Raw genomic sequence first — 20,915 nt, forward strand, 5'->3', positions numbered from 1 at the left:
TTTGGTAACAGGGACACTCATGGGCTTTACATTGGGTTTTCGTTTACATTGGTTACGACAGCCCGGGAAGTCTGTAGCGTGCCTGACAGACCGCTGTTTCTGGTCCAATGATCTCTATCTACATCACCCAGTGGAGTGGCGTGACGGCATTGTGCGGTGCCGAGGTCAGTTTTCGATAGCTGGCCCTGGTGCTGCGGGTACAGTTATCGCCTGTCCGGAGCGCAACGTGGGTTGCCTGGAAGGTGACGGCAGTGCGATGTATACGATGCAGGCACTATGTCCGATGGCACGAGAGGCGCTCGATGACACGGTGGTGATATTCAAGAATCGCGAAGTACAGCATCTTGGAACTAGCGCTCGACCGCACAGGTGCCATCCTTGCTGGGTTGAGCCCTGGGTGGTGCGGTCGATAGGCGAGTTGATTGATGCCTACCGTGTACCGGTTGCGCGTATGTCTGCAACGGCTTCAGTTAAAGCCTCTCGCAGTGGCGTGTATTCCATGGCTAGCGACTGTTTACTCAGCTCTGCAGAGAACAGCAGCGATCCCGCGGCGGTCGTCTTGATGACATCCAGTGGAATTGCGGGCCGTTTTCCGGTGCGCCGTGAAACCCACTCCATGACACGCGCTGTCGGCATCAACCAGCGCTCGGGGATATTGATGTCGGGCGTGCGAACCCCTGCGATATCGCCGATTAGCTGAAAATATTCACGTGTTGTGGCGCGCTCGTCACCGATCAGAAAGCGACGGCCAACGGTGTCGGGTGATAGCAGTGCGCGGGCAATGGCTTCAGCGGCGTCCTGCAGGTAGACGTAAGTGTAGGTGGTGTCCGCGCCCACCAGTGCCGGTAGCTGTTGCTCAACCGCACGGCGTACTTCCATGGTGGACTTGTCGTCGCCGGCGCCGATAACGGCTGCGAGGTGCACTACTGTCAGGGGAAGATCACGCTCGCGGTGCATTGCCCAGCCCGCCGCATCGCCGAGATACTTTGAACGGGCATAATCGCTGGGATGTGCCCCGGGGGCGCTCTCCTCGTTAAACGGCAGGTTCTTAGGTACGCCAAAGGCGAGCGGCGTACTGACTTGCACCACCTTTTCAGCGCCGACAGCCAGGCATGCTTCGAAGACGTTTTCGGCACCGTGTTGGTTAATGGCATAGAACTGCTCCCGGTCGCGCGCCCAGAACTCCCGATAGCCCGCCAGGTTCACCACGCCCCAGCTGTCTTTCATCGCTGGCACCAGGCTATCCGGCTGGGTGATATCCCCTTCGCAAAAAGTGAGCCGGTCTGAGATGGATTGGAGTTGCTCCCGATCTGAGCCGGCGCGCAGCATACAGCGCACTTGCAGTGAGGGCTCCTTCAGTAATCTTGTGACCAGGGCGCGGCCGACGAAGCCGGCGGCGCCCGTGACAGTGACGATGCGCTTTGGTTTGGGCATGGGGTCTCCGAAATTCAGCGAGGCATTGGGATGAGCTGACTAAAAGCGATACGCAACCGACGTGAAGGCGGTATTGAACCAGGCAAAGTTGTATACATCGTCGCCGTCGACGCCGCCCTCCAGCCCGCGATAGCCTAACCCGACCGTCCATTTATCGTCCGGGCGATAGGCAATCCTTGCGCTGATATCGAACGCGCGGCCAGGCCCGCCGGCCAGTCCGTCGAAGTCGGCCTGCACCAGCCACTCTGGGTTAATCTGGTATTCAGCTGCGAAGTAGAGCAGGGGGACAACACCCAGATCGTCGTCTTTGCTGCTTACGCCTTGCTGGCTCAGTTTGATCTCCGCGTCGCGTATTTTGAGCGTGCCACCCACCCAGAGGCGCCAGTCTTCTCGGTCCATAAAGTTGTAACGGTAACCCACGCGCCAGGAGTTGAAGCGGTAGCTGGCTTTAATGCGTTCATCCGGTGCGTATTCCTCACCGGCGAATCTCACCGGTTCATCCAGCGAACCGGACTCCGAGTAGGAGAACGGGGACAACACGAAGCGCATGCCGTGCTTCTCGTCAATATTCCAGTTGATGTCTGCGCGGGCGGTGGCCCAGGGGCCGCTGCCAGAGATCTCATCCAGCGCGAACTTGGTGCCCTCGTTGTCGTTGGGGATTTGCACATCGTTTTTTTGTTGGAAGGTCGCGCCCAGCTCCAACTGGAGGTCCCAGCCCGGTTCTGCGGCCGAGGCGACGCCTGCGTTCAAGCACATGAAAGTGGCGAAGATGTGGCGTTTGAAAAGATTTGAAATCACTGCTTGTCCAAAAAACGTCTATAAGTTGATTTTAGGTACGCAGAGGAATTGAAGTGGATCAGCCGAGACAACAATTTTTGGCCCAATCGGTTGCCGTAATCAGACTTCTCCAGGTCGCAGTTTCGGGGTGCGTAAAGCGTCTTCTCTGTCTTCGAAGCTACATATGCATGCCCGTGCCGAAATAATCCCGGACCCCTTAGGCCGACGCCAGTCTGCTACTGGTTAGTACCGGTGCCATTAGTGGCATCATTGGGGCACTGATAGACGGTGTGCTTTGTGATCAACTCAGCCAACGTGACCCGCGCTGGCAGCTCTGGTTTCCCGCGATCAGCGCACTTTTATCGGCATCTTTTATGTTTGCCTTTGTGCTGTGAGCGGAATCCCATAAGTGGAGGCTCGGCGACATCACCGTGCCGGTGGTTATGGTATTCATGATGTTTGGCGGCGTTGTTTCGGCTTTATGAATAGGTTCCAGGTACGCCGTCATCCAGAACCTCGCGCCCGAGTACGTGCGAGCACAGGCATCTGCGGTATGCCTGTGCGATCCGTATTGCAAACGATGCATTGGCCCCATGCCTGGAGAGGCATTCATTGCGCTATGCCATGGCGATTGGTCTAACTGGGGTGCTGCTCGGCGGATGCCTGTTCTGGCGCGAGGCCCCGCTGTACCGTCAGTGCATTGAGTCTCTGTATTGGCTAGCTGACGCGAGTTCAGGGCCCGTTCGCGCGAGCTCGATACTTTTCTTTGTTCTTTGCGCCTTTCTTGTACAGCGACGGGCGCATTTTTCTGCGCAGCGATGGGAACAGGTAGCTCAGCGTGGTGAGCCGACCACTGAAAGAGGGCAGGCAAATCTCCACGCTCTCGCCATTGGCGATTGCGACGACGGCCTCTGCCACCTGTTGAGCGGTGCTCATGGGTTGGGAGTACACGATGTCCTCCACCCGGTCGATTTCTTCCATGATAAATGCAGTATCGATCGGCCCGGGTGCGACCACGCCCACGTTGATATCGCTGTCTAACAATTCTTCCGCCAGTGAATGTGTGAATGACTTCAATCCTGCTTTGGTGGCTGCATAAGTGGCCGCACCCTGCATGGGTGTGCGGCCTGCGAGTGAACCAACCATCACCACTGCACCACTACCAGCCTTGCGAATGTGCGGCAATGCCAGCGACGTCAGGTAGATCGGTGCGCGCAAATTCACGTCTACCATCTGGGTCAGATGCGCGGCCGTCTGCCTCTCAACGTCACCCCTGTGATGGGCACCGGCGTTGTTCACCAATACATGAATCGCCCCATATTCGTTGACGGTTTGATCGACTAGAGCCTGGCAGGCCGCTTCGTCGGCAACGTCCATGGGGATGGCGAGCACGCTGGTTTTTTCACGCAGCGTGTCGGCGAACGTGTTGAGCGCCTCCGCGCCGCGTGCAGACAGCACTAGGCGGGCACCCAGATCCGCAAATAGCTCCGCGCAGGCTGCACCTACGCCTGCCGAGGCGCCTGTGATAATGACAGTCTTATCCTTGAAACTCGATGTACTCATTAAATTCTCTCGCAAATAGTCGGACGGGCTAGCCCGCTGATATGAGACGCTAGTGTAGCCTGACTTCGCCGTATTTGAGAGTAGTGCGCCATATCGATACAACTTTGTCGAGGTGATTTAATTGCTCCGGCAGTGCAGCCTCCGATAGTTTGTCTGTGATGAAGAACCGCTGTACTATCTTGGCGCTTTCTACCGTTTTAGCGACGCGTATTTGCTGTGAAAATTTCTGGCATTTTCGGCTTAAGCGCTCTATGCCATTCGGGTAGATCGCTGAGAATAGTAAAGTTTGGCGGCTCGCCGGAGTCATATCGACAATGCTGGCTATGTCATCAGCAAAGCCCATGTCCAGCATGCGGTCAGCCTCGTCGAGCACAACAGTGTTAACCCACGCCAGTGAGAGCGTTTCCTTGCGTAGATGCTCCATGATTCCGCCGGGCGTACCCACGACAATATGGGCGCCGTGTTCGAGCGATCCGATCTGCGGTCCGATCGGTTGGCCGCCACATAATACGATGATCTTGACGTTCTGCTAATAACGCGCCAGTCGCCGAATTTCTCCCCCTATCTGAGTTGCCAGCTCGCGTGTTGGGCAAAGCACTATCGCCTGCGTAGTGAAATTACGTGGGTTCAGTTTGTTCAGCAAGGAAATTGAAAAGGCGGCTGTTTTGCCGCTGCCTGTTTTTGCCTGGGCGATCAGATCAATGCCGGCCATAGCGGGGGGAGCGCGGCCGCCTGTATATCGGTCATCACTTTTTAGCCAAGATCGGATAGATTCCGCAACTGCTTCTGGGACAGGCTCAGGCTCTAAAAAGAGGAACTGTTCATTGTTCGCGAGCCTCAGTGTCGTTTGTGCACTTCCGCCAGCACAGTCAGCATTTCATGCGTACGATGTCGGGCAAATTAGCTTCGACATGGTCTGATAGGGCTGGTTTGTATGTTCGCAGTTTCCAGCGAACAACTCCATCGAAGTCCGCCTTTGAGGGTGACAGACCTCTTGCTTCTGCCGTTGGCCCTGCCTCAATGCTAGTGTTGCGAAGCAGGATGGGCGCGAACGTCCGGAGTTCTGAATATGCAAGCGGCTCCTGTCCGTAGCGGAATGAATCTAACAAGGAATTGTAGACAGCGATCTGGACACCGATATCCCTCCGGGCTGTTGCTCGAAGTGGATTAGACCCACCAGCAGGGCGCGAATGCAGCGGCGCTGGATTCTACTCAATTCCATCGCTAGCGCGGTACTGAATTTGCATCTATATTCATTGGACACTATGTCGAGCACATGTCACACGATGTCAGCGTTGTGTTACGAGTCGCTCCGAAATTGACATTATTCATCAGTCCAGAGCCAAGCCGAAAAAATCGGCCGGTCAGAGCTGACTCACGTTGAGGTGCAGAACGCGGCATTGAAGTTACTCTGGTTGAACATGGTTCTTCAACCCCGTATCGAAAGTGAGGGTCACCATTTTGATGAAAGTGAATAAGTCTTTTCTTCTCGCATTGGTGTTGTGCCTGTTCAGTCCCTTTGCGAGCGCTTCCGACAAGCCGAATATTGTGCTGGTTTTCCTCGATAACTTCGGTTGGGGAGAGCCCGGCTTCAATGGCGGCGGCATCATCAGGGGAGCTGAAACACCCCGGATGGACCAGCTGGCCGCAGAGGGTATGCGACTGACCAATTTCAATGTGGAGGTTCAGTGTACGCCGTCGCGCTCTGCAATCATGACCGGGCGCTATGCGATTCGCAGCGGTAACGGCACGGTGCCGCTGGGGGAAGGTGTCTACGGATTGGTGCAGTGGGAAGTCACCATGGCAGAGATGCTCTCTGATGCGGGTATGCCACGGGCATGTTTGGCAAGTGGCATCTTGGCCGCACAGAGGGCCGCTTTCCGACAGACCAGGGCTTTGACGAGTGGTATGGAGTACCTAACTCCACAGATGAATCGGTCTATACCTCGGTGCATGGCTTCGCCGAGAGCGGTTTACCCGAAACCTATGTGATGGAGAGCACCCGAGGGATGGTGCCCACAAAGGTGAGGCCCTACCGTCTCGACTATCGCCCTCAGATAGACCGGGATTTGACCGACAAAGCGATCAGCTTCATGTCACGACAGGCGAAAGCCGAGAAGCCGTTCTTTGTTTACCTGCCGTATACGGCCACCCACTTTCCCGCGATGCCGCACCCGGATTTCGCCGGCAAGTCCGGCAAGGGTGTCTGGGGTGATATGCTCATGCAGGTAGATGGCTACCTCGGAGAGTTACTTGATACCGTTGATGAACTGGGTATTCGCGACACTACCATTTTCATTTTCACTGCTGACAATGGACCCGAAGCGCTAAGCGCGGGGGAAACCTCTATGACTGTGGAGACGGGCCTGCACGGCTCGTCCGGCCCTGGCGTTCGACACTTTTCACTGGTTACGAGGGAGCTCTGCGCGTCCCGTTCGCTGTGCGCTGGCCGGACAAGATTGCTGCGGGCAGCGTCAGTGATGAGATTGTCCATGCGATGGACCTGTTCCCAACACTGGCCAAGTTCGCAGGTGGAAAAGTGCCTGATGATCGCATGATTGACGGTATCGATATGGCGGAGTTCTTTGTAGGCGAGAAAGAAGCGTCCGGGCGTGACGGCTTCGTCGTATACATGGGCAACGACATCTTCGGTGTGAAGTGGCGAGACTGGAAACTGCATTTCAAGGAACAGACCGGCTGGAACGGCGTGCTAAGAGAGTACACCATGCCGCGGCTCTACAACCTGATAAGCGACCCACAGGAACTTGACAATGTTCTCTTCCCCCACACTTGGGTACCCAAGGCAGCGCTACCGCAACTAGAGGAGCATGTAGTCTCGTTGAAAAATGAGCCACCAATCCCGGCGGGAGCGGCTGACCCGTATAAGCCACCGCGCTAGGGACACAATCATGGTGATGCTTCTCTTCAGAATAATGATCTGCGGCATGGTGGGACTCTGTTCCACAGCTGCTCTTGCGCAACTATCGGGCCATAACACTCGTGGGGATCTGGGAATGCTGTCCGGTACACAGGCACCTGTGGGCTTGTATGGCGTCGGCATGGTCTACGACTACTCCGCCGGTACCCTGCGCGATAAGCGGGGTAATTCTTTCCCGACGACGGCAGGAGGCGGTAGTGTCGATATCTCCGCCGTGGTCGCGGGGTTGCTGTGGACAACCGAGAAACAGCTGCTGGGTGCTAACTATGGCTTTGCCGTGTATCCGGCGTTGACTAACAATGCAGTCGAACTCCCCGCACTACAGAGTGACACTGAGACCAGTACTGGTCTGGCGGATACCTATGTTCAGCCACTGATCCTGGGATGGACCCGGGACAGGGCCGATTTCACCGCGGGACTTGGCTTCTATGCCCCTACCGGAAGGTACGATCCAGATGCCGATGACAATCGAGGCCTCGGCATGTGGAGCTACGAGGCGTTCGCGGGCACTACGGTGTATTTTGATGAGGCGCGCAGCTGGCATTTTGCTGCGACCGCATTTTATGAAACGCACGGTGAGAAAGAAGGCTCCGATGTTACGGTGGGGGACATCGTGACGATTGAGGGCGGCTTCGGGAAGTCGTTTATGGAAGGAGCCGCGAGCGCGGGCATTGCCTATTTTGCACAATGGAAAGTCAGTCGTGACGACTTCGGTGCGACACCACCATCGGGCCCGATTGTCGGAAAGCACGAGGTGTATGGTATGGGTCCCGAGGTCTCGCTGCCGCTGGCCAGCAAGTCCAAACTCTACGGATTCGCTAACCTTCGTTATTTTTGGGAGTCTGGAGCAAGGAGCACGCTTGAGGGAGAGACCTTACTGCTCACGCTCACATTCTCGATACCGAGTATGCCCTTGCAGTAAATGGGTAAGCAGACGTTGTTACTTCAGCGATCAACGAGCTAACCATCTAAGCGCGCGCCGCGGGTAGATTACCGCAACAAGAACTCGAACTTCGTAATGTGGTTCTCGCATCACCTGATATCAGCATGTACGTCCTGATTCAGCGCAGCGGGCGAGAAACGACAGTTTGGTCGTTCGAGGGCTAGACTACCGATACTTCTTCAAGGCATCAGGCAATAGCTCTGTCGGATTGGCTATTCAGTGGGGGACGTTATGGGAAGGCAGGTTCCGAAAGCATCGATGACACCATCTAGACCTTATTCATAAAACAACAGGCCCCCAGGTTCAGTGCGCGATTCGATTATTGAGTATGTTGGGACTAATCTGGATGATTCCCGTCCGACGTTCTTCCATACGAATCGTGCCGCCAGCTCGTATCTGGTGCTGACTTCGCGCTATCGATCCTTGCCAGGGCAGCGACAGGGACGCCCTCTTGAATGCGTCGGAAGGGTCTTCTGGATGATCTATGACAATTACCTTAGAGAGCTTTGAGCGACAACGGGAATTGCTCCGATATCTCTGATCGTTTGCTACTATTATGTAATCGTCAGGGCGGCATTGGAGGAACACTCTGTGTCCTTGAAATTTTTCAGCGCTTGGCTGGCCACTATGTTATTCCTGGTCAGCTTGGAGGCGCATGCTACGCGTAAAACCGACGTCGTTACTCTATACAACGGAGACCAGTTGACTGGAGAGATCAAGTCTCTTTTCGGTAGCATTCTCGAATTTAGCACTAGTGCCATGGGTACGGTGAGAATCGAATGGCCTGAGATCGCCAGTATCAGCAGTGAGTATCGCTATGAGGTGAGACTCAGTGACGGCGAACGTCTGTACGGCTCGCTAGATAAAGGTGAGAGGGAGGGGCAGGCGGTTCTAATAGATCCGTTTGAAAGGCATGAATTGGAGTGGTTGCAGGTAATTGAGTTGCGTCCCATCCAGGATAGCTTTGCTGAGCGCCTGGATGTATATCTTGCAGCGGGGTATTCCTACACCAAAGCTAGCAGCGTCGGACAGCTCAGTTTCAATACCGAGGTGAGTTATGAGGACGAGAGCTCGAGAAACCTTCTCAGAGCACGGACTGAAATCACTACAACCAAAGAAGATGACACGTCCGCAACGCGTGTTGATGTCTACAGAGATGTCTGGCGAGAAAATCGCGCAGATGCGTTCAGGGCCATTTTTGCGAACTATGAGGACAACGATGAACTTGAATTGGCGTACCGTCTAGGCGCGGGCGCTGGTCTGGGGCGATACTTTATCGATAACCATCGAAGACGTCTCTACGGTGTGGCAGGTATGCAAGTGATTACCGAAAAGCCGCTGGACAGTAGTGATAGTAACGCCGACACAAGCACCAATCAGGATATCGAACTACTGCTCAATGTAAATTATGCAGTGTGGCAGTTCAGCACGCCCGAGTTAAATCTTGATCTCGGTTTTACTCTATACCCAAGCCTGACGGATTCCGGACGTGTGAGATCCAATGCCAATTTGCGGCTTCGCTGGGAACTGATCGACGACCTGTACTGGGACTTCACTGCGTGGTCTTCTACTGATAACGCGGCAGAAAATTCCGGAAAAAGCAGGGACTACTCCTTGACCACTGGAATTGGTTGGGAGTACTAATTTCTCCTTAAGCACAGAGGTCTGGTAACCATAAAGTGGTTGGGCCGCTGCACAGCTTCAAGGTGTGTTCGTGGCGGATAATTAGAAGAATACCAGCAGCCTGGACTCCATGCTCTCTCGGGGTGGGGCGCCGGCGGGTGCCAGCGGATTGTCGAAGGCGGTGTGGGCAACACCGCGGGCGCGGCCGTCGGTGGCCGAATCGAAGGTTTTTATCAAGAGCGACTCGTTGAGCTTTTGCTCAGGAAAATAAAACCAGCGATGCGCCGGGTTGAAAGTCACCAACTGCAATTCACCGATGCGGTCTTTGGCGCGTCGCTCGCTTGCTACAAAGTCAGTTGGCTGTGCCGAGGCGTAGCTGCACAGTGCCAACGGGCTGTTTAGCACCTTGCCCCGGATAGAGCGCCAGACGTTAATGATCGCGAAGCGCTGCTGTAGCCGTTGCTCTGCTTCCTGCTCCGGTAGTAGATCCCGAACCCGCTTAACCGCAGAGGCCGGGGTGTAGTCATTGTGGATCACAGACGCGGGTTCGCGAGTGCTATGTTCACTACGCACCTGGCGCGAGTCGGACCTCAAAGTGTGGTCGAATACCAGCGCATCAGCGGCGCCAGTTGCGCTCAGCACCAGCGACATGATCTCTGCCTCGTAAGCTACTATGTTGTCATCGAGCTGATAGAAGTCTGCGATGGATGTTGGGTGGTCAATAAGGCAAAAGCCCTGGGTATCCAGTGTCGCCGCGGGCTGCAGATTGCGGGCGTTATGAATGGTTACCATATGTTCCTCGAAGTCAGCGCCGATGCTCAGTGCCGCATCTGCGCCGCCCTGTGACGCGATGTAAATCGGCCTGTGCTGCCCCGGGGCAAGGTAGCGCACTGGGGCAGTGACGTCCGGATGTTGGGTCATGGTCTGGATAATCCTCTGCTGCATGTGCCCAAATTCTAGCAGCACCGTTGTTCATGAGTCACCATGGTAAGGGTGGCCTGCTATGCTGTGTATATTCCAAAAGTGCTGGACTTTATCTCAATGATCTTTCGTTTCTTTGAACAACTGATTGATCCCTTTCCGCCGCGGGTGGAAGGGCGTTCGCCACGCTCGGTGTTCAAGTTCTGCAGGCACTATGCGCGTGGTCTTGAACCCTATCTGGCGCTGATGGCACTACTAAGCACCGGCATTGCCATGGTTGAGGTTGCCCTGTTTGATGTGATGGGGCAGGTGGTTGACCTACTCGCCACCCAGACGCCGGAAACGCTTCAGGCTGCCGATAACGCAGACATGCTCTGGTGGGCACTGGGGTTGCTGGCGACGTTCCCTCTACTGGTAGCTTTGCAGTCGCTGTTGCTGCACCAGACGCTGATGGGCAATTTCCCGATGATTGTGCGGTGGCTGACACATCGCTACCTGTTGCGCCAGAGTCTGTCGTTTTTCCACGATGAATTCGCCGGGCGTATCGCTACCCGGGTTATGCAGACCGCGCTGGCGGTGCGTACCACGGTCATCAAGCTGCTCGACATTATGGTGTATGTCGGCGTCTATTTCCTCTCGGTCCTCGCGTTATTCGCTGCTATTGACTGGCGTCTGATGCTGCCGCTGGCGATCTGGTTCGGCATCTATGTGCTTATTCTTCACATATTGTTGCCCCGCCTGGAGGCCATTTCCGAAGCGCAGGCAGACGCCCGTTCAATGATGACCGGGCGCATCGCAGACAGCTACACCAACATCACCACCGTCAAACTGTTCTCCCACGCCCGGCGCGAAGCTGCCTACGCACGCGAGGGCATGCAGGAGTTTATGGGCACCGTGCACCCGCAGATGCGCCTGGTAACCTGGATGGAAACTTGCGTCGCGGTGAACAACACCATCATGCTGTTAGCCGTCGGCAGTGTGTCGATTTACCTGTGGCAGGGTGATGCCATAACACCCGGTGTTATCGCAGCAGCCATCGCCCTGAGCCTGCGACTGTTTGGCATCAGTGAATGGATTATGTGGGAAGTATCGGATCTGTTCGAGAACATCGGCACTGTGCGCGATGGCACCCGAACGCTGTCTCGACCCATCGAGGTGGAAGATGCCCCTGACGCCGCCGAGCTTAACGTTAGCCACGGCGCAATTGCTTTCGAAAAGGTGAACTTTGCCTATGGCGGTTCGGTGCCGGTGTTTCAGGGCCTGGAGCTTACGATTTCGCCAGGTGAAAAGGTAGGGATTATCGGCCGCTCGGGGGCCGGGAAATCCACACTGGTCAATCTGTTACTGCGCTTCTACGACGTGGATAGTGGCGTGATACGGATCGATGACGCTGATATTCGCGAGGTTACCCAGGCTAGCCTGCGCGCCAATATTGGTATGGTGACCCAGGATACTTCGCTACTGCATCGTACGGTGCGGGAGAACATTCTCTACGGACGCGAAGATGCCAGTGAAGCGGCGCTGCTGGCCGCCGTGGAGCGGGCGAGGGCAGCGGAGTTTATCTATGCTCTGGAAGACCAGAACGGCCAGCGTGGCCTCGACGCCCGCGTGGGTGAGCGGGGCGTGAAGTTGAGCGGCGGCCAGCGGCAGCGTATTGCTATCGCCCGGGTCATGCTCAAGGACGCCCCTATTCTGGTGTTGGACGAAGCCACCTCGGCACTGGACTCGGAAGTGGAAGTCGCGATTCAGGATAGCCTGTATGAACTCATGGAAGGCAAGACCGTTATCGCGATTGCGCATCGACTGTCCACGATCGCCGCACTCGATCGCCTGATCGTGCTCGATGGCGGGCAGGTGGTTGAATCGGGTAGCCACGCTGAGCTGCTGGCCAGTGGCGGCATCTATAAGCGCCTTTGGGACTATCAGTCTGGGGGCTTTCTTGCGCCAGACTAATGTTCTCAGGAATCAATCGAAGCACTTGCTACCGGGATTGTTCAGCTAACCTGAATTCGCTGGGCGTGCATCCTGTCCAGCGTTGAAATGCTGTGCGAAAGCTACGCGCGCTTGAGTAACCCAGCGTGCCGGCAATGGCCTCCACGGTGAGCTGAGTCGATAGCAGGTAGTGCTGGGCGAGCGCAAACTGCTCCTCATCCAGCAAGGCCTGATAGGTGTAGCCGGTGGCCACTAAATTGCGGCGCAGACTGCGGGCGCTGATGTTGAACTGGGCAGCTGCCCACTCCAGTGAGGGAGGCTTGCCCTCCGATTCTCGGATCATGTTGCGCAGATTGTCCAGCATGCCCTGGCCTTTCACCAATTCGTTCATGCTCTCGCGGCACAGCTCACGGAATAATGCGGAGTACTCAGGCTGTGGATGAGGCAGCAGGGTTGCCGCAGTGTCTAGCGAGATCAACAGTGCATTGCGCTTGGCGCCAAAGTAGATCGGGCAGGCGAACCAATCGTTGAGCCAGTCCCAGTCGACGCCAGTACCCGGGTGCGTTAGCTGGATAGCGCTAAAGGGCAGCCTCTCTCCCGCGAGGTCGTTAAACAGGCGTTGCAGTGAGGCGAGGGTGCTGTCGATTTCGAGCACGGCCGCTTGAGGGTCATTCGCAGCAGGGTGCAGTGTCAGACAGCGGCAGCGTTTGCCGGCAAACGTGTCGGTGGTGAGCTGGTTGTGTGAGGCCCAGCTAATCAGTGGCGCGAACTCAGTCATCAGGGTCAGCGCGTCGTCAACGGTTTCTGCGCCCAGTACTGCGTAACCGAGAATGCCGTAATTGGCCGCCGATAACTGTGAGCCCACTTTGAATCCTAGCATCGGGTCCCGATTATGGGTGGCAGCCCGTGTATAAAGCCGCATCTCCTGATCCAGTGTCAGGCGTAGGCCCGGCTGCTGGAGCAGGTCGTCGGGTAGGTCAAAGCCATCCAACAGTTGGTGCAATGATACGTCTTGCTTCGACGCCAGATCACGCAGCATCAGGCGAATTTCGAAGTTGTTCAACAGCCCGCGGGCGTGGTTAAGGCGCGGTTCCATGAGGTTAGTTAAGGCCTCGTATCTGTCCTAATATATCCCCATATTGTCCCCTATCGGCCCTGCCTATACCAGCCCTGCCTCTTTATGCTGGTCACACCAATAGCGAATGTTGGAACGCAATGAACAACAAGCAATACGACGCCATTGTGATCGGTGCTGGACACAACGGTCTGACGGCCGGGGCCTATTTGGCCAAGTCCGGTCTGAAAACTCTGGTGGTCGAGAAAAACGACTATATCGGCGGCGCTGCCGTCAGCCGCGAGCTGCACGAGGGCTGGGTTTACTCCAACTGTTCCTACGTGTGCAGCCTGCTGCGCCAGTCTATTCACCGCGACCTGGATCTTACCAAGCACGGTTTGATGATTGTGCCCTATGCAGGCACCACCAACTTTGCGCGCAACGGCGACTATGTAGCGGAATATCCGGACCCGTACATGCAGTACCGCGAGTATGCGCGCCACTCCCTGCGCGACGCGGATGCCATGCACCGTTACGAAGCGGATCTGATGCGTTATGCCAAGCTCATTCGCCACTTCCTGTTACGTACACCCGCCGACCCCACATCGTTCAAGCCTCGGGATATCGGCGAACTGATCTTTATGGCGAAGAAGTTCGCCGATATGGGCGAAGAGCAGGTTTACGAATTCATCCGTTTTCTGACCATGAGTGCGGGTGATTTCCTCGATGAGTATTTCGAGAACAACCTGATCAAGACCATGCTGGCGACCAGCTCAATCATCGGCACTGCCTTGGGGGTTTACTCGCCTGGTACGGCCTACGTGCTGCTGCACCATGTCATGGGTGATGTGGATGGTGCAGTCGGTGCCTGGGGGCTTGCGCGCGGTGGTATGGGGGCGATATCCAATGCCATCGCGGGGGCGCTGCAGGAGCACGGTGGCGAAATTCGCACCGAGGCACCCGTCGAGCAGATTGTGGTCAAGAACGGGAAAGTGGTCGGCGTCGCCCTGGAGAGCGGCGAACAGATCAATGCAAAAATTGTAGTGTCCAACCTCGACCCCAAGCGCACGTTCACCAAGATTATGGACGCCGGCGATATTCCCGCTGACCTGCGCAAGAAGGCTGAGAATTTCAAGATTCGCGGCTCTTCGGGCAAGGTCAATATTGCGCTCACCGGCATGCCTGACTTTCCCTCGCTACCCGCGGGGCATCAATTGCGCCGCGGTTCGTTCCAGTTTTTAGATTCACTGGAACGGATGGAGCGAGCCTACGACGACTGGAAACACGGTCGCTGGTCCGACGATCCCTTTATCGAAATGACGCAGTCTTCAGTTTGGGACCCGACGCTCGCGGCACCCGGTCACTATTTTGTGTCCTGCTTTATCCAGTACTGCCCGGCGGAAGTCGAAGGGGGATGGACGCCCGAAAAACGCGATGCGTTCGGCGAAACCGTGATTGACCAGATATCTCAGTATTCCCCTAATTTCCGCGACCTGATCGCGCACATGGAAGTTCGCACACCTTTTGAGATCGAGAACGAAGTCGGTCTGACTGAGGGTAATATCTTCCAGGGTGAACTGACTATTGACCAACTCATGTTTAACCGCCCATTCCCTGGGTACTCACAGTATCGGGGGCCGGTATCGGGTATGTATATGTGTGGCTCGGGTACTCACCCGGGCGGCGGTGTCTCATCGGCCTGTGGCGCCAACTCTGCGCGCGAGATTCTGCGCGACCTGAAACGCCCCAACGTGGTACCGGAGGACGATGTCGATGAGTAAAAACGCAATCATTATTGGTGGCGGTCACAACGGCCTGGCTTGCGCCGCCTATCTGGCTAAGAGCGGTCATAAGGTCACTGTACTCGAGGCCTCTGAACATCTCGGCGGGTTGGGTGCGACACGTGAGTTTGCGCCCGGCTTTCGCGCCTCCGTCGCACATACGCTGCCACAGCTTGATCGCAAGCTGGTAGCGGACCTCGACCTGGAAAAGCACGGCTTCGCACTGGCGGTAGACGATCTGCCCACGATTGCACTGGGTCTGAACGGTGAGCACATCACCATTACAGCCTCCGGGCTGCAGGGAGCCTGTGATGAAGACACTGCCGCTTATCCGGAATACCAGCGCTTGCTGCGGCGTTTCGCTGGGGCTATTAAACCCTTTAACAGCAAGCGTCCACCGCGCATCGAGAGCGGCAGTAAAGGAGATTTGCTGACCCTTGGCCAGTTCGGCTGGAATCTTCGTACTCTCGGGAAGAGTGATATGCGCGAGATGATGCGGATGATTGCGCTGCCCGCACGTGATCTGGTGGACGAGTTCTTTGCCAGTCCCTTGCTCAAAGGTGCGTTGTCCTGGGATGCCAACGTGGGCAGTCGTCTGGCGCCGCGCTCACCCAACAACGCCATGCTTGCTTTGTTGCTGCGCATGAGTGGTGACCTCAGCGTGGGTCTGCCGCTGCCGCGCGGTGGTGTTGGCGGACTCACCGAGGCGCTGGCTGCAGCCGCCCGGGCGATGGGAGTCGAGTTTCGCACGAGTGCTCGTGTCGAGCAGGTACTGATTGAGGAAGGGCGGGCAACCGGTGTTCGTCTGGCAGATGGTGAGCTGATTGCGGCCGATGTCGTGGTTTCCAATGCAGACCCCAAAACCAGTTTTATCGATCTGTTGGGCGCTCGTCATCTGGATGTGCAGTTCACCCACCGCATCAATCGACTGCGAACGGGGGTATGGTCGCCAAGTTACATCTGGCACTGGACGCACTGCCTGAATTTACCGGCCTGGCTAACCCCATAGGGCGTCTGTTACTGACCCGAGACATGGACGCGATTGAGAATGCATTCGATGCAGCCAAGTATGGCAGCTTTGCGCCGGAACTGCCTATGGAGGTAATTATTCCTTCTCTAGCAGACGATAGTTTGGCGCCTGCTGGCAAGCATGTGCTCTCGGCGCAGGTACAGTACGCGCCCTATGACCTCAAAGGTGGCTGGGATGCCAGGCGCGACGAATTCCTGGAGGCGGCGCTCAATAGCCTCGCTGCCTATGCGCCAAATATCCGCGACTGTATCAGTTCGGTGGAATTGCTAACTCCGGCTGATCTGGAGCAGCAGTTCAATGCGCGTGGAGGCCATTGGCACCACGCTGAATACGCGATCGACAACTGGTGGGTGCAGCGCCCGACGTATGGCGCATCGCAGTATCAGAGCCCCGTGACCGGTTTCTACCTGTGCGGCGCGGGCAGCCATCCCGGTGGTGGCATCATGGGCCTGGCCGGTGCGAATGCCGCCCGTGCGGTAATGGAGGACAACTGATATGCCACTCAAAGCTGAACTGCAACCCAGTAATGCTATTGACCATGTCCACACGGGCATATTGCAGACGCCGTTTCACAGTCGCACCAGTGCGCTGAATATTAATCAGGCATGGGCAAACTGGAATGGCTATGCTTCCGCCCTGAGTTTTCACGACGAGCACATCGAGTATTTCGCCACCCGCAATACGACGGCGGTCTTCGATGTATCGCCGATGCGCAAGTACCGGTTTACCGGTGCTGATGCAGAAGCCATGCTCAATCGGATGGTCACACGCGATGTCAGTAAGCAGAAAGTCGACACCGTCGCCTACAACGTCTGGTGCACTGATGCCGGGCGAGTCATCGATGATGGTACATTGTTCCGCCTGGCCGATGACGACTTCATGTTGTGTTGCGCCGATCCATGCCTGGACTGGTTTCTGCTTGCGGCGGTGGGTTTTAATGACGTTAGTATCAGCGACATTTCCGATGACATCGCATCCCTGGCCCTGCAGGGGCCAACCTCCTGTGCGTTACTCAAAGCACTGGGGTTCGATGGCATAGACAACTGCAAGCCCTTCCAAATTGTTCGTTTTCCCTTTGGCAGTGGCGAGTTGATGATTTCACGCACTGGCTATACGGGTGACCTGGGTTACGAACTCTGGGTAGATCCTGCCGACGCTGTAGCGCTCTGGGACGCCCTGTTCAGCACCGGGGAGCTTTACGGTATCCAACCAATGGGTGAGGACAGTCTGGATATGGCTCGTCTGGAGGCCGGTTTTATCGCCCCGGATGTGGAATTCCACGGTGCACTTGGCACCGTTAATCGCCATCATGACCACAGTCCGTTTGAGCTGGGCCTGTCCTGGATCGTGAATTTCAAGAAAGGCCACTTCACCGGTCGCGAAGCACTGCTCAAGCAGAAGGAGTCTGGCGAGCATCGTCATTTGCTGCGTCTGGATATCGAGGGCAACAAGCCCGCGGAGCACAGTATTCTTTATGCTGGTGAGAACTGTGAAAAAGAAATTGGTTACGTGACCTCGGCCATGTGGTCGCCGGTGGTTAAGGCCAACATCGCCTACGGCCTGGTGGAGGCAAAGTACGTTAAAGGGCCGATCTGGGCAGAGATCTATCACCAGAAGGAATTGCGCTGGGTGCGCAAAGTGGCAAGATGTACCGTGGTGAACAGACCCTTCTGGGCACCGGACCGGGCCAAGGCCACACCGCCGCCTGACTGTTGACGCATCGCTACGCCAGTTTCATAGAACAATAAGCAGGAGATACATTGGAACAAGTCAGTCCGCTTCCGCCTCAGAGTATGCGACGAGATCCGCGTCAGTACATCAAGCTTATTGTTTACGTGCTGCTATTGGTGAACTTTGGCAATTACATTGCCGAAGACATGATGATTGCATCGCATACGGTCGGGGAGGGAGCGACGTTCCTGGCATGGACCGCCGCCTTTACCACCTCGATCGACCTGGTGGCCTGGTTCGTCCTGTTGTTTCTGTTCGAACTGGAGACGTACTTGTTGTCCGACGAGGCCTTCACCAAGGCGCGCACACGGTTGATCCACGGTGTTCGCCTAGTGTGCTATTTGTTCCTGGCCCACGGTATTTTCTCCTATGGCAATACGGTGCTCGAGTTGCGCGATGTCGAACAGGTAGCGGGGGTAGACAATCTTTGCCACTGGGCTGACAGCGATGTGTCCTGGGGCAAGAACATCTACTACGAGGAGTTGGACCAGAACAACTGCCAAACGCTCTCACAAGAGAGTGAGTTTTACCTGATCGAGAGAGGCACGGTGGTCACCGATGGCAGCGGCTTCGAGCTTGAGCGCCAACTTACTTTTATAGACCTGGCGGAAGCCAGCACCTGGTTGTTGATCCTGCTGTTTATTGAACTCGGTGTGCGCCTGCAGGACCGGGGCGTGGCCGGCGGCCCACTGTTGCGCACGGTGCTTGGAATCAAGTTCTTTTTCTACACGATGCTATGGGGGGCTGCTGCATTCTGGCTGTATCACGGGCACTACCTCTATGCCTGGGACGAGGCCCTCTGGATCTTCGGTTTTGTGGCAATCGAGATGAATATGTCTGACTGGCGCAAGGAAATCAGAGCAGAGGAGGCCGAGTTGGCCTCAGCCTGCCCCGGGAAACCCTAGAAGCCGACATTACCGCTGGGCATGGGGGGGTAGTCGCCGATGGTGACACCGCCACTGCGCTGTACTGCCTCTATAGCTTCCTCCATGCGCGAAAGGCCTTCCAATAGCACGTCCTCAGCCATATTCAGCGCGGGGTACATGCGTACCTGTGGTTCGTTATCGCAGATCGCCCACAGCCCCCGCTTAAGCATTTCGTCGCGCACCGAGCGGGCGATATGGAAATCTTCGATATCCTCGCGACCCGCGCGAAATGATACGCCCAGCAGCAGGCCCAGGCCGCGCACCTGGGAGACGATTTCGTAGCGGGACTCCCAGTCGGACATGCGTTGCATGGCAACGCCTGCCAGGTGCTGGGTGTGGGTGAGCACGGCATCGCGCTCGTAGATTTCGAGGGTTTTCAGTGCGGCGGCACAGCCGCCGGGCGTGCCGGCAAACGTGCTGCCAGCGGTGGCGCGCGGATTGTCCCCCAGTATTTCATCTCGGGCGGCCACCCCGGCGCAGGGTTCGATGCCCCCCGAAAGGTTCTTGCCGGCGACCAGGATATCGGGGACTACGTCGAAGTGCTCTACCGCCCACATCGTACCGGTGCGACCCAATCCTGTGAGTACCTCGTCGGCAATTAGCAGCCAGTCAAACTTATCGCAGATGCGGCGCAGGCCCTGCATAAAGGCTTTACTGGGTATCCAGTTGCCGCCTTCGGCGAGGCCGGGTTCTACGAGTATGGCCGCGATATTTTCGGCGGGTACCACGTACTCAGTCAGATGGGTTTCGATATACCACAGGCAGTACTCAGTATACTGGGCCTGGTCCATGCCGGCGGGAATTTCCTCGGAGTAGGGGAAGGGGGCCTTGAGTACACCGCCGGCCCAACCCTCCATGTATAGATTGTTGTCACTGTTATAGGCGCTCACCATCTTGGTGCCCAGGCCCTCGCCGTGGAAGCAGGAGGTGAAGCTGACAATGTAGCGCCGCTGGGTGTGGCACAGTGCCAGGTGGATGGCGGACTCGGCCGCCTCTGTGCCGGATACCTCGAAGCTGAAGCGGGGAAGGGAGCCTGAGGGCATAATGCTGGCGAGTCTCTCCGCCAGCGGAATCCGCAGGGGGTGCTCCCACTGGAAGCCATACTGGCGCTGCGCCTCGTGCACGGCCTCCAGTATCTCCGGGTGACAATTACCCAGAGGGTTGGTGGCCCAGCCGTTCTGAAAATCGATGTATTGATTGCCGTCCAGGTCCCACACGTAGTCGCCCTCGGCGCGGCCGACGATAAACTGAGCCGGTGGCACATAACCCTTGCTGGCGCTTTTCTGGCTCGCTCTGGTGTAGTGAATTCCATTGCGCAGATGGGGCAGGCCGCGTTGCAGTAGGGCCCTCGATGCGTCGCCCGGCAGATCGTAACTCATGAGAACACCACAGTCTTGTTGCCACGCACAATCACCCGGTCTTCCAGATGGTAGCGCAGTCCGCGGGAAAGTACGGATTGTTCGACGTCGCGGCCAAGGCGCACCATATCGTCTTTACTGCAGCTGTGATTCACCCGGATGACATCCTGTTCAATGATCGGCCCTTCGTCCAGGTCCTCTGTTACATAGTGACAGGTGGCGCCAATCAGTTTAACGCCGCGATCGTAGGCCTTCTGGTAAGGATTGGCGCCGATAAACGAAGGCAGAAAACTGTGATGGATGTTAATCAATCGCCCGACATACCCTTCGCACAGGGCGGGCGGGATAATCTGCATATAGCGGGCCAGCACGATGGTCTCTCCCCGATGCCGCTCGACAATTCTTTCGACCTCGGCAAATGCCGCCGCCTTGTCCTCCTTCGGTACTGGCACATGATGAAACGGAATGCCGTGCCATTCCACCATACTGCGCAAGTTTTCGTGATTAGAGATCACGCAGGGAATATCGCAGGCCAGATCGCCACTTTGCCAGCGATGGAGAATATCTGACAGGCAGTGCGAAGCGTGGCTCGCCATAATCACCACGCGTTCGCGGCGACTGGAGGGGCGCAACTGCCACTCCATGGCAAACTCAGTGGCCAGTGGTGCAAACTCATCAGAAAATGCCTCCTCGTTTACCGAAAGTCCGGCGGCGCTGATAACGTTGCGCATGTAAAACCAGTTCTGCTCGAGGTCGGTGTGGTGGTTGGATTCCACCAGCGAACCCCCGCGCTCGGCAAGAAACTGGGAGACAGCCGCAACCACGCCTACCCGATCGGGGCATGAAATTACCAGGGTGTAGCTGTCGGGTCTGTTGTCAGTTGTCATAGTCAAAGTTCCGCTAG

At 56.5% G+C, this 20,915-nt stretch carries 16 protein-coding genes and 3 pseudogenes; 11 read left to right on the forward strand and 8 right to left on the reverse strand.

Annotation, left to right across the window (positions count from 1 at the left end; translation table 11 throughout):
* Positions 1 to 19: 19 nt before the first annotated feature.
* A pseudogene (locus BST95_RS20525) lies at positions 20 to 310 on the forward strand (thiamine pyrophosphate-dependent enzyme); the annotation flags it as partial.
* A gap of 119 nt (positions 311 to 429) precedes the next feature.
* Here BST95_RS20525 and BST95_RS20125 read toward each other — a convergent pair.
* The 4 genes and pseudogenes from BST95_RS20125 to BST95_RS10665 form a co-directional block, all read right to left on the reverse strand.
* Positions 430 to 1,434 (reverse strand): NAD-dependent epimerase/dehydratase family protein, encoded by a 1,005-nt coding sequence (locus BST95_RS20125; protein WP_084199367.1) that lies wholly within the window; start codon positions 1,432 to 1,434, stop codon positions 430 to 432.
* Positions 1,435 to 1,473: 39 nt separating this feature from the next.
* On the reverse strand, positions 1,474 to 2,232 hold the full coding sequence (locus BST95_RS10655) for a TonB-dependent receptor (RefSeq protein ID WP_084199369.1): 759 nt from the start codon (positions 2,230 to 2,232) through the stop codon (positions 1,474 to 1,476).
* 711 nt (positions 2,233 to 2,943) lie between these two features.
* A complete protein-coding gene (locus BST95_RS10660) occupies positions 2,944 to 3,774 on the reverse strand; it encodes an SDR family NAD(P)-dependent oxidoreductase (protein ID WP_084199371.1) in 831 nt (276 codons plus the stop codon).
* Between the two features lie 49 nt (positions 3,775 to 3,823).
* Positions 3,824 to 4,486, reverse strand: a pseudogene (locus BST95_RS10665) (DEAD/DEAH box helicase).
* Positions 4,487 to 5,238: 752 nt separating this feature from the next.
* On the opposite strand from BST95_RS10665, the pseudogene BST95_RS20965 reads away from it, so the two are divergent.
* The 4 genes and pseudogenes from BST95_RS20965 (at position 5,239) to BST95_RS10680 (ending at position 9,299) form a co-directional block, all read left to right on the forward strand.
* A pseudogene (locus BST95_RS20965) lies at positions 5,239 to 6,332 on the forward strand (sulfatase-like hydrolase/transferase).
* Positions 6,215 to 6,673 (forward strand): sulfatase/phosphatase domain-containing protein, encoded by a 459-nt coding sequence (locus tag BST95_RS20140; protein ID WP_205737261.1) that lies wholly within the window; start codon positions 6,215 to 6,217, stop codon positions 6,671 to 6,673. Before BST95_RS20965 ends, BST95_RS20140 begins: the two are co-directional and overlap by 118 nt.
* A gap of 115 nt (positions 6,674 to 6,788) precedes the next feature.
* A complete protein-coding gene (locus BST95_RS10675) occupies positions 6,789 to 7,634 on the forward strand; it encodes a SphA family protein (protein ID WP_169843914.1) in 846 nt (281 codons plus the stop codon).
* A gap of 612 nt (positions 7,635 to 8,246) precedes the next feature.
* Positions 8,247 to 9,299 (forward strand): DUF481 domain-containing protein, encoded by a 1,053-nt coding sequence (locus BST95_RS10680; RefSeq protein ID WP_084199375.1) that lies wholly within the window; start codon positions 8,247 to 8,249, stop codon positions 9,297 to 9,299.
* Between the two features lie 81 nt (positions 9,300 to 9,380).
* On the opposite strand, the gene BST95_RS10685 is transcribed toward BST95_RS10680, so the two are convergent.
* The gene (locus BST95_RS10685) at positions 9,381 to 10,199 is read right to left on the reverse strand and encodes a CmcJ/NvfI family oxidoreductase (protein WP_205737262.1); all 819 of its coding nucleotides are present in this window, start codon (positions 10,197 to 10,199) and stop codon (positions 9,381 to 9,383) included.
* 123 nt (positions 10,200 to 10,322) lie between these two features.
* Between BST95_RS10685 and BST95_RS10690 the strand changes: the two genes are divergently transcribed.
* On the forward strand, positions 10,323 to 12,152 hold the full coding sequence (locus BST95_RS10690) for an ABC transporter ATP-binding protein (protein WP_084201143.1): 1,830 nt from the start codon (positions 10,323 to 10,325) through the stop codon (positions 12,150 to 12,152).
* 28 nt (positions 12,153 to 12,180) lie between these two features.
* On the opposite strand, the gene BST95_RS10695 is transcribed toward BST95_RS10690, so the two are convergent.
* Positions 12,181 to 13,227 carry an AraC family transcriptional regulator gene (locus BST95_RS10695; protein WP_084199379.1) on the reverse strand — a complete coding sequence of 349 codons (1,047 nt, stop codon included), beginning with the start codon at positions 13,225 to 13,227 and terminating at the stop codon, positions 12,181 to 12,183.
* A gap of 119 nt (positions 13,228 to 13,346) precedes the next feature.
* Here BST95_RS10695 and BST95_RS10700 point away from each other — a divergent pair, with 119 nt between their 5' ends.
* The 5 genes from BST95_RS10700 to BST95_RS10715 are packed head-to-tail and all read left to right on the forward strand — an operon-like array spanning position 13,347 to position 18,632.
* Positions 13,347 to 14,966 carry a phytoene desaturase family protein gene (locus BST95_RS10700; RefSeq protein ID WP_084199381.1) on the forward strand — a complete coding sequence of 540 codons (1,620 nt, stop codon included), beginning with the start codon at positions 13,347 to 13,349 and terminating at the stop codon, positions 14,964 to 14,966.
* Positions 14,959 to 15,975 carry a phytoene desaturase family protein gene (locus tag BST95_RS10705; RefSeq protein WP_240500174.1) on the forward strand — a complete coding sequence of 339 codons (1,017 nt, stop codon included), beginning with the start codon at positions 14,959 to 14,961 and terminating at the stop codon, positions 15,973 to 15,975. The genes BST95_RS10700 and BST95_RS10705 overlap by 8 nt, the downstream gene beginning before the upstream one ends.
* On the forward strand, positions 15,909 to 16,490 hold the full coding sequence (locus BST95_RS20530; RefSeq protein ID WP_240500175.1) for a phytoene desaturase family protein: 582 nt from the start codon (positions 15,909 to 15,911) through the stop codon (positions 16,488 to 16,490). The genes BST95_RS10705 and BST95_RS20530 overlap by 67 nt, the downstream gene beginning before the upstream one ends.
* A 1-nt stretch (position 16,491) precedes the next feature.
* Positions 16,492 to 17,712 carry an aminomethyl transferase family protein gene (locus BST95_RS10710; RefSeq protein ID WP_084199383.1) on the forward strand — a complete coding sequence of 407 codons (1,221 nt, stop codon included), beginning with the start codon at positions 16,492 to 16,494 and terminating at the stop codon, positions 17,710 to 17,712.
* Positions 17,713 to 17,756: 44 nt separating this feature from the next.
* Positions 17,757 to 18,632, forward strand: a complete 876-nt coding sequence (locus tag BST95_RS10715; protein ID WP_146004204.1) for a hypothetical protein — start codon at positions 17,757 to 17,759, stop codon at positions 18,630 to 18,632.
* Here BST95_RS10715 and BST95_RS10720 read toward each other — a convergent pair.
* Complete coding sequence (locus BST95_RS10720) at positions 18,629 to 20,032, reverse strand: aspartate aminotransferase family protein (RefSeq protein WP_084199387.1); 1,404 nt, start codon at positions 20,030 to 20,032, stop codon at positions 18,629 to 18,631. The two genes, BST95_RS10715 and BST95_RS10720, sit on opposite strands and share 4 nt — an antisense overlap.
* On the reverse strand, positions 20,029 to 20,898 hold the full coding sequence (gene purU / locus BST95_RS10725; RefSeq protein WP_066051980.1) for a formyltetrahydrofolate deformylase: 870 nt from the start codon (positions 20,896 to 20,898) through the stop codon (positions 20,029 to 20,031). Before purU ends, BST95_RS10720 begins: the two co-directional genes overlap by 4 nt.
* Positions 20,899 to 20,915 lie beyond the last annotated feature (17 nt).

Source organism: Halioglobus japonicus (assembly GCF_001983995.1).
GTDB classification, from domain to species: domain Bacteria; phylum Pseudomonadota; class Gammaproteobacteria; order Pseudomonadales; family Halieaceae; genus Halioglobus; species Halioglobus japonicus.

What these genes read in the sequence shown, in the direction of transcription:
- BST95_RS20530 (WP_240500175.1), top strand. Translation starts at nt 15,909, where the DNA reads ATGGTCGCCAAGTTACATCTGGCACTGGACGCACTGCCTGAATTTACC.
- BST95_RS10710 (WP_084199383.1), top strand. Translation starts at nt 16,492, where the DNA reads ATGCCACTCAAAGCTGAACTGCAACCCAGTAATGCTATTGACCATGTC.
- BST95_RS10685 (WP_205737262.1), bottom strand. Translation starts at nt 10,199, where the DNA reads ATGACCCAACATCCGGACGTCACTGCCCCAGTGCGCTACCTTGCCCCG.
- BST95_RS10695 (WP_084199379.1), bottom strand. Translation starts at nt 13,227, where the DNA reads ATGGAACCGCGCCTTAACCACGCCCGCGGGCTGTTGAACAACTTCGAA.
- BST95_RS10700 (WP_084199381.1), top strand. Translation starts at nt 13,347, where the DNA reads ATGAACAACAAGCAATACGACGCCATTGTGATCGGTGCTGGACACAAC.
- BST95_RS10660 (WP_084199371.1), bottom strand. Translation starts at nt 3,774, where the DNA reads ATGAGTACATCGAGTTTCAAGGATAAGACTGTCATTATCACAGGCGCC.
- BST95_RS20125 (WP_084199367.1), bottom strand. Translation starts at nt 1,434, where the DNA reads ATGCCCAAACCAAAGCGCATCGTCACTGTCACGGGCGCCGCCGGCTTC.
- BST95_RS10675 (WP_169843914.1), top strand. Translation starts at nt 6,789, where the DNA reads ATGCTGTCCGGTACACAGGCACCTGTGGGCTTGTATGGCGTCGGCATG.
- purU (WP_066051980.1), bottom strand. Translation starts at nt 20,898, where the DNA reads ATGACAACTGACAACAGACCCGACAGCTACACCCTGGTAATTTCATGC.
- BST95_RS10705 (WP_240500174.1), top strand. Translation starts at nt 14,959, where the DNA reads ATGAGTAAAAACGCAATCATTATTGGTGGCGGTCACAACGGCCTGGCT.
- BST95_RS10720 (WP_084199387.1), bottom strand. Translation starts at nt 20,032, where the DNA reads ATGAGTTACGATCTGCCGGGCGACGCATCGAGGGCCCTACTGCAACGC.